At 55.7% G+C, this 15,168-nt stretch carries 16 protein-coding genes; all 16 read right to left on the bottom strand.

Annotated features, from left to right (window positions below; all coding sequences use genetic code 11):
* Position 1: 1 nt before the first annotated feature.
* Positions 2–490, bottom strand: coding sequence for a rod shape-determining protein MreD (gene mreD, locus K0H81_RS02110; protein WP_011864211.1), 489 nt, complete (start codon positions 488–490; stop codon positions 2–4).
* Positions 487–1,368, bottom strand: a complete 882-nt coding sequence (gene mreC, locus K0H81_RS02105; RefSeq protein WP_220059723.1) for a rod shape-determining protein MreC — start codon at positions 1,366–1,368, stop codon at positions 487–489. Before mreC ends, mreD begins: the two co-directional genes overlap by 4 nt.
* A gap of 134 nt (positions 1,369–1,502) precedes the next feature.
* On the bottom strand, positions 1,503–2,552 hold the full coding sequence (locus tag K0H81_RS02100) for a rod shape-determining protein (RefSeq protein ID WP_011864209.1): 1,050 nt from the start codon (positions 2,550–2,552) through the stop codon (positions 1,503–1,505).
* A 165-nt stretch (positions 2,553–2,717) separates the two neighbouring features.
* Complete coding sequence (locus K0H81_RS02095; RefSeq protein WP_491573766.1) at positions 2,718–5,462, bottom strand: DUF8470 domain-containing protein; 2,745 nt, start codon at positions 5,460–5,462, stop codon at positions 2,718–2,720.
* Positions 5,413–5,850, bottom strand: coding sequence for an MSHA biogenesis protein MshP (locus K0H81_RS02090; protein ID WP_220059721.1), 438 nt, complete (start codon positions 5,848–5,850; stop codon positions 5,413–5,415). The genes K0H81_RS02095 and K0H81_RS02090 overlap by 50 nt, the downstream gene beginning before the upstream one ends.
* Positions 5,840–6,637: a PilW family protein gene (locus tag K0H81_RS02085; protein WP_220059720.1), complete on the bottom strand. Its 798-nt coding sequence runs from the start codon at positions 6,635–6,637 to the stop codon at positions 5,840–5,842. Before K0H81_RS02085 ends, K0H81_RS02090 begins: the two co-directional genes overlap by 11 nt.
* Positions 6,637–7,188, bottom strand: a complete 552-nt coding sequence (locus tag K0H81_RS02080; protein ID WP_220059719.1) for a type II secretion system protein — start codon at positions 7,186–7,188, stop codon at positions 6,637–6,639. Before K0H81_RS02080 ends, K0H81_RS02085 begins: the two co-directional genes overlap by 1 nt.
* Positions 7,178–7,627, bottom strand: a complete 450-nt coding sequence (locus K0H81_RS02075; protein WP_220059718.1) for a type II secretion system protein — start codon at positions 7,625–7,627, stop codon at positions 7,178–7,180. The genes K0H81_RS02080 and K0H81_RS02075 overlap by 11 nt, the downstream gene beginning before the upstream one ends.
* A 145-nt stretch (positions 7,628–7,772) precedes the next feature.
* Entirely contained in the window at positions 7,773–8,291 is a 519-nt protein-coding gene (locus K0H81_RS02070; protein ID WP_286670488.1) for a type II secretion system protein, read from the bottom strand.
* 17 nt (positions 8,292–8,308) lie between these two features.
* Positions 8,309–8,827 (bottom strand): type II secretion system protein, encoded by a 519-nt coding sequence (locus K0H81_RS02065; RefSeq protein WP_220059716.1) that lies wholly within the window; start codon positions 8,825–8,827, stop codon positions 8,309–8,311.
* Between the two features lie 83 nt (positions 8,828–8,910).
* A complete protein-coding gene (locus K0H81_RS02060) occupies positions 8,911–9,525 on the bottom strand; it encodes a pilin (RefSeq protein ID WP_220060774.1) in 615 nt (204 codons plus the stop codon).
* Between the two features lie 94 nt (positions 9,526–9,619).
* Positions 9,620–10,111, bottom strand: a complete 492-nt coding sequence (locus K0H81_RS02055; protein ID WP_011864200.1) for a hypothetical protein — start codon at positions 10,109–10,111, stop codon at positions 9,620–9,622.
* 32 nt (positions 10,112–10,143) lie between these two features.
* On the bottom strand, positions 10,144–11,361 hold the full coding sequence (locus tag K0H81_RS02050) for a type II secretion system F family protein (protein WP_220059715.1): 1,218 nt from the start codon (positions 11,359–11,361) through the stop codon (positions 10,144–10,146).
* Between the two features lie 2 nt (positions 11,362–11,363).
* Complete coding sequence (locus K0H81_RS02045) at positions 11,364–13,124, bottom strand: GspE/PulE family protein (RefSeq protein WP_220059714.1); 1,761 nt, start codon at positions 13,122–13,124, stop codon at positions 11,364–11,366.
* Positions 13,121–14,263, bottom strand: coding sequence for a tetratricopeptide repeat protein (locus K0H81_RS02040; protein ID WP_220059713.1), 1,143 nt, complete (start codon positions 14,261–14,263; stop codon positions 13,121–13,123). The genes K0H81_RS02045 and K0H81_RS02040 overlap by 4 nt, the downstream gene beginning before the upstream one ends.
* Positions 14,260–15,165, bottom strand: a complete 906-nt coding sequence (locus tag K0H81_RS02035; RefSeq protein ID WP_220059712.1) for an ExeA family protein — start codon at positions 15,163–15,165, stop codon at positions 14,260–14,262. Before K0H81_RS02035 ends, K0H81_RS02040 begins: the two co-directional genes overlap by 4 nt.
* Positions 15,166–15,168 lie beyond the last annotated feature (3 nt).

The following is a 15,168-nucleotide window of genomic DNA, read 5'->3' as shown; positions in this document are numbered from 1 at the left end:
ATTATCTCACTTTATAAATACGTCGAATGCGTCTCAGCATCCAAAATACCCAAGGCCAGATGATCAGACTCGACAGGGCGGGCAGGAACAGGCTGACATCGAAGCTGGCCACGTTCACCACAAACTGTACCCAGAACACCAGCAGATGATGCAGACACACCAGGCTGGCCACCATCAGAGCCTGTTGCCACATGGGGAAGTTACGCAGGCGCTGGAAATGCAGTACCACCACATAGATCACCAGCGACATGGAGAGCGCCCGAATGCCTAGGTGGGCCCCCAGCAGGATATCCAGCAAGACGCCCAGCACCCAGGCCGAAAGGATGTTGTAGCGGTGCGGCAGCGCCATCGCCCAGTAGATCATCACCAACAGCAGCCAGTCGGGACGCCAGCCCTCGACCAGGCCCGGCAGCGGCATGATCTGAAATAACATGGCCAGCAGGAAGCTTAACCAGACCACCCAACGACCGTGGGGAATATGCATGCTCATGGCGTCTCCTCCGCTTGCGGTTGGGCATCGGCCTCAGCTTCGACCGGCTCGGCTTGCTCACTCTGATTGCCATCTGGCCAGATCAACAGCAGGTAACGGATACGATCCAGTGCCGCCAAAGGCTGGGCCGTGACAGTGGCATAGCTCTGGCCATCGTCGCGCTCGACCGTCATGATGCGCGCCACGGGGTAGCCTTCGGGAAAGCGTTTACCCAGACCCGAGGAGACCAGGAGATCGCCAACCCTAAGGTCTGTACTCTTGGCCACGTGACGCAGCTCGAGCTCGTCGAGCTCGCCAATCCCCTGGGCCACCAAGCGCACATCGTTACGGGTCACCCGCACCGGGATAGCGTGGGTCACGTCTGAAATCAGCAGCACCCGGCTGGTTAGCTCGCTGATCTCCACCACCTGGCCGACGACGCCATGGGCGTCCACCACGGGCTGACCGACGAAGACGCCGCTGCGGGCACCATGGTTGAGCACCACATAGTGACGAAAGGGATCGCTGGCCACTTCCATCACCTCGGCCACCATCTTCTTGGAGTCCATGTGTACCGGAGAGCCCAGCAGGGCGCGCAGACGATCGTTTTCCTGTCTCAGGTGCTCGAAGCGCTGCAGACGCTCGCTCATCAGGAGTTGTTGCCGCAGCAGCTGCTTGTTCTGCTTGGCCAGCATGTTACGGGTGGCGATACTCTCGGCGGACCAATCCAGGATGGCACCGGGGATGTTAGCCACGTATTGCAGTGGGCTGAGCACAGAGGAGATAGATTGGCGCACCGGTTCCAGCCTATCGTTGGCCACCAGTAAGATCACCGACAAAACAATTGCCAATGTGAGCCTGAATTGATTCGAAATACCGCGGGCAAAAATAGGTTTCATAAAACACTTAAGGCAGCGAACCCGGTACCCACTTTTTACCCATTCACCTTGTGGTGTCTGGGCGGCGAGCCATCATTTACTATGCCTCGCCAGGGGTGCAACCAGAGTCTTGCTGCCTATTTTCTTGAGCCGAATTAGTTTTCGTCAGAGAAGAGATCGCCGCCATGCATGTCGATCATCTCTAATGCCTTACCACCACCACGGGCCACACAGGTCAGCGGATCGTCGGCCACCATCACGGGGATGCCGGTCTCTTGCATCAACAGACGGTCGAGGTCACGCAGCAGCGCGCCACCACCTGTCAGTACCATGCCGCGCTCGGAGATATCCGAAGCCAGTTCTGGCGGAGACTGTTCCAGCGCCACCATCACGGCACTAACGATGCCAGAGAGCGGCTCTTGCAGCGCCTCTAAGATCTCGTTGCTATTCAGGGTAAAGCTACGTGGTACCCCTTCGGCCAAGTTGCGACCGCGCACTTCGATCTCCAGCACTTCGTCACCCGGATAGGCGGTACCTATGGTGTGCTTGATGCGCTCGGCCGTAGCCTCACCGATCAGGCTGCCATAGTTACGACGCACATAGTTGATGATGGCATCGTCAAACTTATCGCCACCGATACGCACAGAAGAGGAATAAACCACGCCGTTTAGCGAGATGATGGCCACCTCGGTAGTACCACCACCGATATCCACCACCATAGAACCTGTTGCTTCCGACACAGGCAGACCGGCACCGATAGCGGCCGCCATTGGCTCTTCGATAAGATAAACTTCGCGAGCACCTGCGCCCATGGCCGATTCACGAATCGCACGACGCTCAACCTGAGTGGCTCCCACTGGCACACACACCAAGACACGTGGGCTTGGACGGAATACGCTGTTATTGTGCACCTGTTTGATGAAGTGCTGCAGCATCTTCTCGGTCACATAGAAGTCGGCGATCACACCGTCTTTCATTGGACGAATGGCTTGAATGTTGCCCGGCGTACGACCCAGCATCTGCTTAGCTTCTGTTCCCACGGCGGCAACCGATTTTTGGCCGCCGCTGCCGCGTTCGCCCCGAATTGCAACAACTGAAGGCTCATTTAACACTATGCCCTCTTCGCGAACGTAAATTAAGGTGTTAGCCGTACCCAAATCGATCGAAAGATCGTTAGAAAAAATGCCACGCAGCTTCTTGAACATGTAACCAGCCTGTCTCAGTGGAGTCGGAAAAATAAAAATCAGGTAACTTTATCAATGCCCCCCGCATTCCACAAGGATATTATGCTGATCCTTAGATAAATATCTGTTCATCATTGAGGCTTGTGTCAGCCTAAGTGAACACTCGCTCAGCAATTGGTAGATCGGCTATTTCACTTCCCGCCAATAGATGATCTTATCGTGTCCGCGATAGGTGCCAAAATAGGCATTGGCCCTCGGGTCAAACAAGGTATCGGCAGCGTTCCCCGGATAGTTCCAATAGCCCTTGAGCCAAGGTTCAACATGCAGCTTGAGGGGCACCTCGCCCGCCTGATTGGGGATGGCAAAATTGAGATTGCCCACGCCATTCACCAGAGCGCCACTGCGCAGCGACAATCCACTATCGCTATAGGCCTGCAGGTCGGGGAAGCCCGAAGGTAGGACGCGATACAGGCCAGAGGTTGCCGTCTCGCCGGCATCTAAGGAGTTCTGGGTATTAAAAATCGAGCAATTATCATCGCCATTTAATGTCCAGGTGGGCACGCCAGCAGTCACGCTTGAAACATATTCGCTGCGTAGCGGCAGCCGCAGGCTCTCCGACTGAGGGCCATAGCCATTTTCCAGCACCAGACGACCATAGCGCAGCTCGAAGGCCTTACCGTCGCCGATATCGCTAAAGGTAAATCCGCGGCAAGGGGCCGAGGCGCTGTCGCGATAACAGATGCCATCTTCATCGCTGACGTCCAGCGCCGACAAAACCAGATCAAACTTGGCATCGAAGGGTTCCTGTGGCGTCTGGGTGCGCCGGTAACTCGGCTGGGCGCCGATCAACTCAGCGACATTGGGTGAGCCGCGATAATTGACCTGGCCTGAGAGTGCCGGCGCCTGACTGTCGCCAATCACAGCTAGCCCTGTGCTGTCTTGATAGCTGCGCTCAGCCCACTGATTGCGATCTGCCTCATCCCTGTGTTTGTAACGCCACCAATCGCCGATCTGGTAATTGCTGGTAACCTTATCTTGGGCATTTAATCCCGCCACCTCAATGTTTGGCTCAGCGCCCGTTTTAAAGCCGAAGGACTGATCCAGATAGGTGAATGCGCCGCAGCTCTGGGCTGCCTCAGGGGTATTGCCTGTAATGCTTAGGTAGGCTGGTGTGAAACGGCCAAATACCTCGCTGCTGGACTGGCTGGCGGGGATGGTCACGCCCTCAAAGCTGACATCGCTGCCAAGCGTCACCTGCATGGTGCCCACCTCGCTCCAGCTTTGATCATTGATGATCTGGGCACTGGCGCCTGATGACAGTGAGAACGCCAGACTATCACGGCCTAACACGCCGTTTACCCCGGTATCGGGCTGCACCACCTGTGACACCACAGACAGGCCGCCATGCTCGAAATTCTGCAGCGCGCTATTGTCACTGAAATCCTTATCGTCTTCGCTCTGCCAACAGGCCGCAGTCACCTGCATGCTAAAGGGTTCACCCGCCGCGGCCAGTACCTTACAGTCAGTGTCATAGGGATCACTGGCATCACAGCGCCCATTGGCACTGACATTGGCAAAATGAAAACCGGCGGGCGCCGAGGTAAAGCTATCGCTATGGGTGAGCACTAGCGTCTCTGAGCCTCCGGCAGGACGCGAAACAGTGTGGTTATGTTCGGCGCTAAGCGTCACCACGCCCGCCTCTGGGTAGTTGGCCGACAGACTGGCAACTCCTTCAGCGTTAAAATGCACCTGCATTGTCTGAGTGCCGCCACCATCGATCGCTATCGAGTCACTCGGCGATAACAGGCTATTCAGGGTAAGCTGGGCCGGATTGTTTACCGTTGCCGGACGCAGATAATCGAAGCCGAAGCTAATCGTCTTGGTCTGGTTGGCAAACAGGGGCTTACACTGCTGAGTCTGAGTATCCTTGGTCACAGCAAACAAATTAAAGCTGTTACCCGTCTTACAGGCGGTGCTGTCGGGCACATCGAAATAGAATCCCGTATCGGCAAAGTCGAGCAGGCACTGGGCATTAGCCACCAGAGCACCGTCGATATAACAGCGATAGGGCGCGGATGGTGCCGTAGTGCCAAGTCCCAGGAGGACGCTGCCGCCGTCTGGGTGCCACACCTGGGTTTGAGCCGAGCCGGTAAAGCCGACATCGGCATATTTCAGGCCGTTCTTGGTTAACTCGACGCTCGAGGAGACACTCGCCTGGGTCGAGCAGTCGGCGTTGACACAGGCACGCAGCAGGATGTCTTTGGCGGCGCAGCTCAGCGCATCCGAGGTAAATTCGAGCCGGTAATGATCAACACTCACCCCGCCCTTATCACACATGCCGCCGAAGTCGGCATCATCCACAGCTCCCAGGTCGACATCCGCTCCACCATTGCCGCCAAAACTCAGGCTCCCCCCTGATGCGATGGCGCCATCTATCCAAGCATTGCCGGTAAAAGTCACAGTGCCGGCAACATAGAGGATGCCATTAATATAGTTCTGCCCGGCGACAGAGAGATCGCCCCTGACATAGATGATCAGGTTTTCGGCATTGCCAGATGCATTGATGCTGGCATTATTCATCGACAGGTTATCGAAGTAGAGGCGAGCCGTTTTCCCCGTGGTGCTCATATAGGATTTATTTTGAAAATCACCAGTAGCAAAGTCGTAGTCCCCGGGAGCGAACTGTGGACTGTGCCCAGAACATCCCCACTTAGTACAAGTAAGGTTGCCGAGTCTAGGCCCAATATCATCGGGAGGCACCAAACCAGGATTATGGTTTCCGGTTGGTGGGTCGGTAAAGATCGCATCACACTGAGGCACGGCGAAAACACCTGTGGAGAAGATTAGGAAAAACAAGCCAGCGAGCAGGTTTAGAAGGTGTCTATTCACGGGCCTCGACCTCCACCTTACGATTGACGCGTAGACAGGCATCGCCGTCGCAGCTGCCCACGGCGCAGGTCGCCTCACTGCCGATAAGATATTGGGTCACGCTGCCACTCCCAGTCGCCACTGTGGTCTGACTGCAGCTTAACACCACATTACAGCCATGAAAGCCCACCACATCCGGCGGTGTCCAACTAGCAGAGACGCTAGAACAACCGACCACAGCACCGCTTAGGGGAAACAGCTGCGCCAGGGCGGCATCGGCGCCGCTGTTCGCCGCGGCGAAGGCGCGAGTCGCCAAGACCTCCAGGTTTACCCCCTCGTCGGCATCGCTGACGATATTGACGAGCGCCGCCGCCATCAGAAACATCACGGTTATGATGAAAATGCCTATCACTAGGGCGCTGCCTCGCTGCCTGGCTCGATTAGGGAACATTGATCACCTGCACCTGATGTTGATATTGAAACGTCTGGCCATTCACCTCGAAACGGGGCGACAGCTGCACCACGGCATTGTTAACCAGGGTGCCCGGCGTGTAGTGAATCGGTTCCTCGCTGCCGAGGTTATTGACCACATGCTGGCCCATCAAGGCCCCCGTCCCCATCTGCGCCGGTGTCGGCTGGGTGGTCTGAACCCCGTAGCCGTCGTAACGCCTGATATCGCCACTACTTAAGAAGCAGTAGCTCACGGCGCCATTGACCATAAAATAGCGCTTCTGAGGCGAGGCCTCATCGAAGCGCAGCGCATTGTTAAACTCGATCTGATTGCCACTCATCTGTTTAACATCGAAGATACGCCCCTGTGTGGTCGACGGACTGTCTTGGTAGAGCTGAGCAGGTGAAAGCGGATAGATCACCATCTTGTGAGCCAGGTTAATTCCCTGCGCCGGCAGCATCACGCTGCCGCTGTCTGCGGCGCTGTCTGGCGCTATGGGCAAATTGATATAGCTGGCGCTGGCAGTGATAGGCATAAACTCTATGCACTGGGCATCGCTTGAGCTGGCCACCCTGATGCTGTTTGGCAGGGCATTACGCAGCTCCCGCGTCATACGCTCAATCACGAAACGGCTCTGGCTCAGCACCTGATCCACAGAACTGGATTCGACGAAGATGCGGGTACCCAAGATCACGAAGCTGCTCACCCCGACCACCAGGATACCGAGTATGATGATAACGGTCACCATCTCGACCAGGGTGAAGCCCTTGTTAGTTTGCAGCCGCATCAGTAGTTACTCCGCAGTGCATGATAGGTGATCACCTCGCCACTGGGTGTGGTCACATTGATCGCCACCAGCTTACTGTTCTTGTCGCTGCCGGGATAGGTGACGCTGACCGATAGTTGGTAGTTAATATATTCCTGAGCATAGGTGCGGTCAGAGTTGAGCATCTTGCTGGCATGGGTCAGGCCATGATAGTCATCCACATCGCGATAGGCGTTGCGATCAAGTCCGCCCGCGCCAAAGTTAACCTCGTCAGTACAGGGCAGCCCGGCTGGCAATCCAAGATCTGGCCTGGCCGCCGCGCCACAGGCGGGCACGCCGCCATTGGGATTGCTGTTCTGATCGTAACGTTTGCCCCAGATCTCGTTGAGCAGGGAATGCGCCAGCTCGGCAGAGCGCACCCGGTGAAGGGTTTCGGCGGCGCGATCCGCCTGGGGAAACAGCATGCTGGTGAGCATAACCAGGGCGATACCAAGCACTATCATGCCCACGACCAATTCGATCAGGGTAAAGCCTGAGGCGCGCCTTGGTAAGATAGCTCTGCTAGCGTCCATGAATATACCCCTGGCTCTCTATGGTGAGGTCTAAGGTTTCATCGGCGGCGACCTTGATGGTGCAGCCCGTAGCACAGCTGCCGGTCACCCTGCCATCACGGTCGAAGGTCAGGGTGAAGCTGTTCAAGCCACCTAAACTCAGGCTTGTCTGGCGGGGCAGCGATTGTGGATTGCCACTGACCGACAGGCTGCTGCAGTCGGCGCCATAGATGTCGGCACGATAACTTGTCGCCGTCATACTCACCTTGTAGCAACGATCCAGATTATTCAGCGCCATTAGCTGAACTCGCCTGAGCTCGCTAATCAGTTCGTCTCTCAGGGTATAGGCGCTGTAGCTAGAGGCGGTAAAGAAGCGCGGCAAGACCACCACAGATAAAATGGCAATCAAGATGATGCTAGTGACCAGCTCCACAAGGGTAAAACCTTGTTGTTTATTCATCGACACCCCAGCCGCAACACGCTGATAGCGTTAAACTTTCTAATAACCTACAGAGTATGGCAAATATTGCCATCGATTTCAGTAATTAGTCTCTCGTCACAGACAAAAAAGGCCTGCATTGCAGGCCTTTAGAAACGTAACAGGCTTAACAACCTGTAACGACTGTATTGACAGTAATTGCTCCGTAAGCAGTTAACCCATTTACATATTGCACATAACAAGTGCCTGCATCTTGGGCAGCTTTAGGGCTAGTTTGTCCCTGTGGATAAAAATAGATGCTGTTTGTTGCCGAATCTTCAACATACAACCATTCGGCAGTGGTACCTGAAGACGCGGCATTAATGTCTAACGCATTGGCCAAGCTACCGGTCCAAACCGCCTTGGCATGACCATAGTTCAACGCCACTGCTGTACCCGCTGCATCTATCGTGACTGTCGGCGCAGGAGTTGCGGTACTTGCTTTAGTTTCGTTGCCTGCAATCAAGGATTTAGAATGCACAAGGCTGTCCGCTCCTTTTATTGCCGCTTCCAATCCAGAGACTGTCGATTTACGGGCATCGCTCTGAAGGTTAATAAACTTTGGCGCCGCGGTCACAGCTAAAATGCCTAAAATGATGATGACCACAACTAACTCGATTAATGTAAAACCTTTTTGATTACTCATTTTTGCCATTCCCTAAATTAACAACCTGATTTTTCTACTTGATATTGAGGTAATGCACCGTTAGATGCAGATTGCTTATACTCAACCCAACATTTAGACGTATCAGATGGTGTTTTATCACCTGGATGAATAATAATTGCGCCAGTTAAAGTCGTGGTTACATTTGGAGAATCGACTATCGTCCACTCAGGCTGAGATGAAGTCGTATCGATATCCAATGCTAAAACTAAATCGGCCGATGCTTGTTTTAAGTAACCATATACTGAGTTGATAGTTACATCGTTACTCGTATCACTATCACCCTTATCATCTAAAATCACGGTGCCAGCCGACTTCGACTCTTGCCCTTGGATAGCAGCTTTGGAATAAACTAAGGTATTGGCGCCTTGCAACGAGGCTTTCAAACCTTCCAACGTCGATGCACGCGCATCACTCTGTAAGTTAATAAACTTAGGCGCTGCGGTCACGGCCAGAATCCCTAAGATGATGATCACAACCACTAGCTCGATCAGTGTAAAGCCGTTTTGCTTCTTCATGTCGTACCCTTGTTATTTTCGCTTCTGCTAACTTTCAACTTTTCAATAAAATTCTGTCGGCCTCGCCGGGGCAAGGCGCAAGATTAATTGGTAAAACTCAACACCTGACCGGTACCTGGGTTATAGAGGATACCTTTGGCGTTGGCGGTGGCCAGATCAGGTGTAGGTGTAGGCACGCCCGTGGTTGGGTTTAATGCCAGCGAGGTCACCTGATGGTAGACACAGAGATCTAAGTTGGTCACCTGAGTGCCATCGATGGCAACACCATTACCACCGGCGCCATCCAGTACACGCGCGGTAAAGCGCTGATTACGGGCATCCTGATTAAAGAGCACGTTACGCGGCGCGCCCTGAAGAATATTCTGGAATACCTCCTGGCAGGCGGCATCTGTCATACCGGTCGCACTCACTATACCACGACCCGAAGTCAAGCCCGTTGGGAAGCCGAAACGGGTATCCAGGGAGATCTGCGTACCATCGAGCACCACATTGGCATTATTACGACCATCCACCTCCCATTGGGAGCGTACGAAGCTTACGGCCGTGGCTAAACCACCGGCTACGCCATCTACGCTAGCATCTTCTGCATCGTCGGTCACATTCAAAAAACGGGGAATGGCAGTGGCCGCCAGAATTCCCAGGATCACAATCACGATCACCAGCTCGATCAGAGAGAAACCGCTCTGTTTGATTGGCATGTTTTGGGCTCGCATTTTCATAAAAAACTCCCTTAGATAATCCTGATAATTCTAGCAGTTACAGCAAATTATAAAACCTTAGAAGTCGCTAAATTCAGCGATCTGTCAAAAAAATAACGCGTCCACTAGTGAGTTGATAACTCAATCGATCACCGTTATTAGCAATATAACTACAAACCTCTCCAGCCTGGTCCGCTTGTGTAACAATTTTGGCTAAATCATCCCGGCCACCCAACAGCTGCCACCAGAGGGTCTTGCAGTTCTCCTCTGTGATTTGCGCCAAGGTTGGCCACCCCTGATCGCTCATCTTAATCAGGGGTTGCTCGCCGTCCCTGAGTTCCATGGCCGTGGACCAGTCGAGATGCATCTCGGCGGGGCGCCCCTGCACCAACCATTGAGAGCGCACCATGGCCAGCACATTCAGCAGGCGGCTGTGCTCCAGCTTCAGCCCCTGAGAAGAGACCTGATCCACCTTGGCAAAATAACCGTAACCCAGTACGCCCAAGATGAGCAAGAGCACCACTATGGCGATCATCTTGCCGTAGGCCTGCATCAGCTCGCTATCGACCCGTGTCTGGTTTTCCATCAGCTCAGCTCCCGGCTCATGGCTGCCATGGGTTATCCCCCCTTGACGACATTGAGCATATCCCACATCGGCAGGTAGATGCCCAGCGCCAGAATGAGGACGATCACCGCGACTATGCCAATGAGAATCGGCTCCAGCTTGGCGGTCAGGTTCTTGAGGTCGTAATCGACCTCCCCCTCGTAAAAGTCGGCGGCGTCGTTGAGCAGTTGATCTATCTGACCCGTCTCTTCCCCAACGGCCACCATCTGCAGCACCAGCGGGGTAAAGAGCTGACTCTGGTTCGACACCCGCAGCATGGACTCGCCGGACTCTATGCCCCGGCGCATGGCCACTATGCGGTCATGCATATAGGCATTATCCACGGCATCGGCTACCAGGCTCAAGGCCTGTGTCATGGGCACACCTGCGCTCAGCATCATGGAGAAACTGCGGCAATACCGCGACAGGGTCGAGCGCTCTATGATGCTGCCCACCGCAGGGATCTTAAGCTTCCATCTGTCCCACTGCTGCTCGCCCTTCTCTGTATTGTGCCAATAGCGGATCCCCACGAAGCCGCCCACCAAGGCGATGAGCAGCAGGTACCAGTAGTTGACGAAGAAGTTAGAGGTGCCGATCAACAGCTTGGTGGCCCAGGGCAGATCCGCGCCGAAACGGGCAAACAGATCGGCAAACTTAGGGATCACCATGATATTGAGCACTACCATGGCCAGGGCCACCGCCATCAAGACGAAGATGGGGTAGCGCATCGCCGCCTTGATGCGTCTGCGGGTCTCCTGCTCGCGTTCGATATAACCAGAGAGCTGAATAAAGGCATCCTCCAGCTTACCCGTGTTCTCCCCCACATGGATCATGGAGACAAACAGGGCGTCAAACACATCCGGGTGATGGTTCATCGCCGATGAAAGCGGACGACCAGATATCAGCTGCTCTGAAATATCGTTGAGGGCATCCTTCATCCGTTTGGAGTGCGAACTCTCCGACAGGCCGGCGATGGCCCGCAGAATAGGGATGCCCGAGCGGGTGAGCGAATACATCTGCCGGGTAAAGATTTGCAGTTCATCCAGACCGACCTTGCTCTTGAACAGGCTGCCCAGGTGAAACTCGCGCGCAACTTTGGCCTCCACCAGCTCAAGGGGGATCACGGCGCGAGACAGCAGCTGATCGGCGGCGGCACTTTGTGTGGTCGCATCGAGTCGCCCGCTAACCGCATTACCCTGTGCATCACGCCCCTTGTACTGATAGACAGGCATAGTTAGCCCTCAATCTCATGTTGATGGATCATCTCCTGAGAGATGGGCACCTGGGCATCGCTGGCATCTTCGATAAGCTTGGCCACCTCTTCCATAGTGGTCATGCCCTCAGCAAGGTAGTTGAGCGCCGACTCGGCCAGCGGAGTAAAGTTCGGGCTCTGATAGGCCGCCTGGGCAAACGCCTGGGGATTGCCACTACGCATCGCATCGATCATCTTCTCATCCAGCTCCAGGATCTCGAATACACCGATACGGCCACGATAGCCGCTACCGTTGCAGCTCTGGCAGCCGGTGCCGATACGAAACTTGGCCTGGCTGAAGTCTCGACCGCTGATGCTGCTAAGCCAGGCATGATCGGCGGCGCTAGGATCATAGGGCTGGGCACACTTGTGACAGACCCGGCGCACCAGACGCTGGGCAATGATCACCCTAAGCGCACTGGCCACCAGATAGCTGGCGGCGCCCATGTCCAACAGACGCAAGGCAGAGGTAACCGCATCATTGGTATGCAGGGTCGATAACACGAAGTGACCAGTGAGTGCGCCCCTGAGGCCAATTTCCACCGTCTCCTGATCACGCATCTCACCCACCATGATGATGTCGGGGTCCTGACGCAAGGTGGTACGCAGTACGTTGGAAAAATCTAAGCCTATCTTATGGTTAACTTGCACCTGATTGATACGCGGCAGCTGATACTCCACCGGGTCTTCCACCGTGATGATCTTGCGATCGGCGGTGTTAAGCTCACTCAGCACGCCATAAAGCGTCGTGGTTTTACCGCTACCGGTAGGCCCGGTCACCAACAGCATGCCGTGGGGACGTTTGATCTGTCTGCGCACCCGCGCTAGCATCTCGGCCGGCATGCCGGTCTCATCTAAGGTCAGCAGGCCTGCGGACTGGTCCAGCAGACGCATCACCACAGACTCGCCGTGATAGATGGGCATGGTCGACATACGCACGTCTATCTTGTGCCCCTTGATCTCCATGTGAAAACGGCCATCCTGGGGCAGACGCTTCTCTGAGATATCCAGCCCCGCCATCAACTTAAGGCGCAGCACCAGCGCCGAGGCGATGTTCACCTCCTGCAGGGTATTCTCTTGCAGCTGGCCGTCGATACGCTGGCGGATCCTCAGCACCTTGTCACCGGGCTCGATATGAATATCTGAGGCGCGCATCTGCACCGCATCTTCGAAGATCGACTGCAGCAGCTTAACCACAGTGGTTTCGTTGTCGCTGTCGGCATCGGTCAGGCTGGCGAGATCGAACTGATCGTCGGCGGCATATTCCTCCTCCAGCTTACCGGCGATCTGGGCGATCTCCCCGGTGCGGCGATACAGGTTATCGAAGGCCTCCAGCAGCTGGGTCTCTGTGACCACGGCGATCTTAATCGCCTTGGGCGCCAGCAAGACCTCGATATTGTCCATCGCCTGCAGATCGGCTGGGTCGCTCATAGCCACCAGCACATGGTCGCCATTATCTTCCACCGCCAGGGCACGATAACGACGGGCCTGAACCTCGGGCAGAAGATTCACCACCTGAGGCGGAATAGCCCGGCGGCTGATATCCAAAAAGGGAATATTGAGCTGCTGCGACAGAAACTTAAGCAGCTGCTCTTCTGTGATGCAGGAGAGATCGATCAGGGTGCGACCCAGCTTCTTGCCGGTATTTTTCTGCTCGGCCAGGGCCTGACCCAGCTGTGCCTCGCTGATGATCGCTTCCTGTACCAATAAGTCGCCGAGGCGCATCTTTAACTTGGGTTTCACTCGATATCTCCTAACTGGGCCAGCCGCCGCTGAATAAAATCGCTGGCCTGCTGCGACAAGCCGGATAAGCCTAGGGCCTGACCGTAAGCCTGCTTGGCGCTGGTATATTTTTGCTGGGAATCTAAGGCGTAGGCCAGCCCCATCCACCACTTGGCCTGCGTGGGTTCGACCCTGGCCAGGCGGCGATAACTCTCTTCGGCCAAGGCAAATTGCGATGCCTGCTGGGCAAGATGACTCTGCAGCACCCACTTCTGCTTGGCGAGCAGGTGATCATCTGGGATCGTGCCAAGCGCGGCCAGGGCCCCCTGGCTATCACCCTGCGCCTCCAACACTTTGGCCAGCATGAAGGTGTAATCAAGTTCTTGGGGATAGCGGGCGAGGCCCTGTTCCAGCACTGTCTTAGCCTCACCCAACTGCCCCTGACCATAATAAAGGGCCGCCAGATGTTGACGCGCGCCGTGCAGGGCAGGATCGAGCCTTATCGCCTCGCTAAAGTCATCCAGCGCCTGGGACAATTGCCCCCCCTCCTGGGCCGACTTGCCCTGGCTGAAACGTTTCTCGGCCAGCGCCTCGGGTGATAGCTTTACCTCGGTCACCGCCATTGAGCCGGTCGCTTTGGCTGTCTTGGCGTCTGATGCCTGCTCGACCCGAACCGTCTGAGGCTTAGCGGCAGGCGTGCTCTCGCCCTTAGGCTCTGCAACGGGGGCTGTTTTGGGGGTAGCCACGAGCTCAGCACTAGCGTCGGCACTAGGCTCGACCTTAGCTGTGGCCTGAGTATCTGCAATCTGTGAAGCCTCAGCCCTTGGTTTCTCGGCAGGCGCTTCATCTGCTACCAGTGCCGTTTCATTCGAAGCGATCGTCTCTACGCTCGGCTGTTTGAGTTCGCCGCTGGCGATCTCCTGAGCCAGAATCTGATTATCCTGTTGCAGTGCTAGGTTGGTGCGCTCAAGAGCCGCATAGCGATCCCACGCCAGATAGCCCATGGCCAACAGCAGTAGGGAGAGCAGCGCGAGTAACAACCAGGGCAGACGCGGCTGGGGGGCCTGACGATATTGCAGCGGCGGCACTGGCAGCTCATCCAGGCCGTGGGACTGCTGGCGCTTATCCAGATCTTTGAGCATGGTGTTGATGACGCTCATGCCAGCCCCCGGGTAAGCCAAAACCATAGCGCGCCGGCGCACAGTGACACGGCGCCAAAGGTGCCCAGCCACCACCTGGGCAACAGCCCCTTGTCGGCATCCTGGGTGTCGATAATCGCCCCCTTCACGTGGCGCAGGCTCACCCTGTCTTCGCCTTCGCCATAGGCCAGCAACAGCGCCTTATGGGACAAAATATTGATGAGTCTCGGAATTCCTCTTGCGGCGCGAGCGATGCGCTTACTCTCGCGGGCGCCAAATAGCCCCTCGCCGCGATACCCCGCCACCTCGAGTCTATGGGCTTGATAGGCTCTGGTCTCGTCGGCGGTCATGGGCCGTAGTTGATAGCTGAAGGTGATTCGCTGTCTGAGCTGACGAAACTGCGCCTGTTTCAGTCGGGTATCCAGCTCAGGCTGACCAAACAAGACTACCTGCAGCAGCTTGCGACTCTCTGTCTCCAGGTTGGTGAACAGCCTCAATGCCTCCAGGCTCTCATCCGGCAGGGCCTGAGCCTCGTCCAGCACCAAAACGATGGAGTGTCCATGGGCGCTCAGCGCAATAAGCTGCTGCTGAATAAGGCTGGTGAGGCGCTGCTGATCCAGATCGGCGCTGTATTTTAACCCCAGCTCTAAAGCCAGTGCCCAACGCAGCTCGCTGGGACTCAAATAGGGATTGGGCAGATAGGCGCAATGAAAACGCTCGGGAATATCGTTGAGCAGTTTACGACAGATCAAGGTTTTACCCGTCCCGACCTCGCCGGTGACCTTGATAAACCCTTCCCCCGTCTGCAGGGCAGTTTGCAGCACTTGCAGCGCCTCGACATGGGGCGCCAAGCCGAAGAAAAAGCCGGTATTTGGCGTCAGCGAAAACGGAGCCTGCGCCAAATGAAAGTGCTGCAGATACAAGCG

It is taken from the genome of Shewanella halotolerans, assembly GCF_019457535.1.
In the GTDB taxonomy this organism is placed as follows: Bacteria; Pseudomonadota; Gammaproteobacteria; order Enterobacterales; family Shewanellaceae; genus Shewanella; species Shewanella halotolerans.
The sequence above is the reverse complement of the archived record's forward strand: the minus strand, read 5'-3'. Positions and strand labels throughout refer to the sequence as shown.

What these genes read in the sequence shown, in the direction of transcription:
- K0H81_RS02080 (WP_220059719.1), bottom strand. Translation starts at nt 7,188, where the DNA reads ATGGACGCTAGCAGAGCTATCTTACCAAGGCGCGCCTCAGGCTTTACC.
- K0H81_RS02100 (WP_011864209.1), bottom strand. Translation starts at nt 2,552, where the DNA reads ATGTTCAAGAAGCTGCGTGGCATTTTTTCTAACGATCTTTCGATCGAT.
- K0H81_RS02055 (WP_011864200.1), bottom strand. Translation starts at nt 10,111, where the DNA reads ATGGAAAACCAGACACGGGTCGATAGCGAGCTGATGCAGGCCTACGGC.
- mreC (WP_220059723.1), bottom strand. Translation starts at nt 1,368, where the DNA reads ATGAAACCTATTTTTGCCCGCGGTATTTCGAATCAATTCAGGCTCACA.
- mreD (WP_011864211.1), bottom strand. Translation starts at nt 490, where the DNA reads ATGAGCATGCATATTCCCCACGGTCGTTGGGTGGTCTGGTTAAGCTTC.
- K0H81_RS02090 (WP_220059721.1), bottom strand. Translation starts at nt 5,850, where the DNA reads ATGTTCCCTAATCGAGCCAGGCAGCGAGGCAGCGCCCTAGTGATAGGC.
- K0H81_RS02040 (WP_220059713.1), bottom strand. Translation starts at nt 14,263, where the DNA reads ATGAGCGTCATCAACACCATGCTCAAAGATCTGGATAAGCGCCAGCAG.
- K0H81_RS02085 (WP_220059720.1), bottom strand. Translation starts at nt 6,637, where the DNA reads ATGCGGCTGCAAACTAACAAGGGCTTCACCCTGGTCGAGATGGTGACC.
- K0H81_RS02050 (WP_220059715.1), bottom strand. Translation starts at nt 11,361, where the DNA reads ATGCCTGTCTATCAGTACAAGGGGCGTGATGCACAGGGTAATGCGGTT.
- K0H81_RS02065 (WP_220059716.1), bottom strand. Translation starts at nt 8,827, where the DNA reads ATGAAGAAGCAAAACGGCTTTACACTGATCGAGCTAGTGGTTGTGATC.
- K0H81_RS02075 (WP_220059718.1), bottom strand. Translation starts at nt 7,627, where the DNA reads ATGAATAAACAACAAGGTTTTACCCTTGTGGAGCTGGTCACTAGCATC.
- K0H81_RS02095 (WP_491573766.1), bottom strand. Translation starts at nt 5,462, where the DNA reads ATGCCTGTCTACGCGTCAATCGTAAGGTGGAGGTCGAGGCCCGTGAAT.
- K0H81_RS02070 (WP_286670488.1), bottom strand. Translation starts at nt 8,291, where the DNA reads ATGAGTAATCAAAAAGGTTTTACATTAATCGAGTTAGTTGTGGTCATC.
- K0H81_RS02060 (WP_220060774.1), bottom strand. Translation starts at nt 9,525, where the DNA reads ATGCCAATCAAACAGAGCGGTTTCTCTCTGATCGAGCTGGTGATCGTG.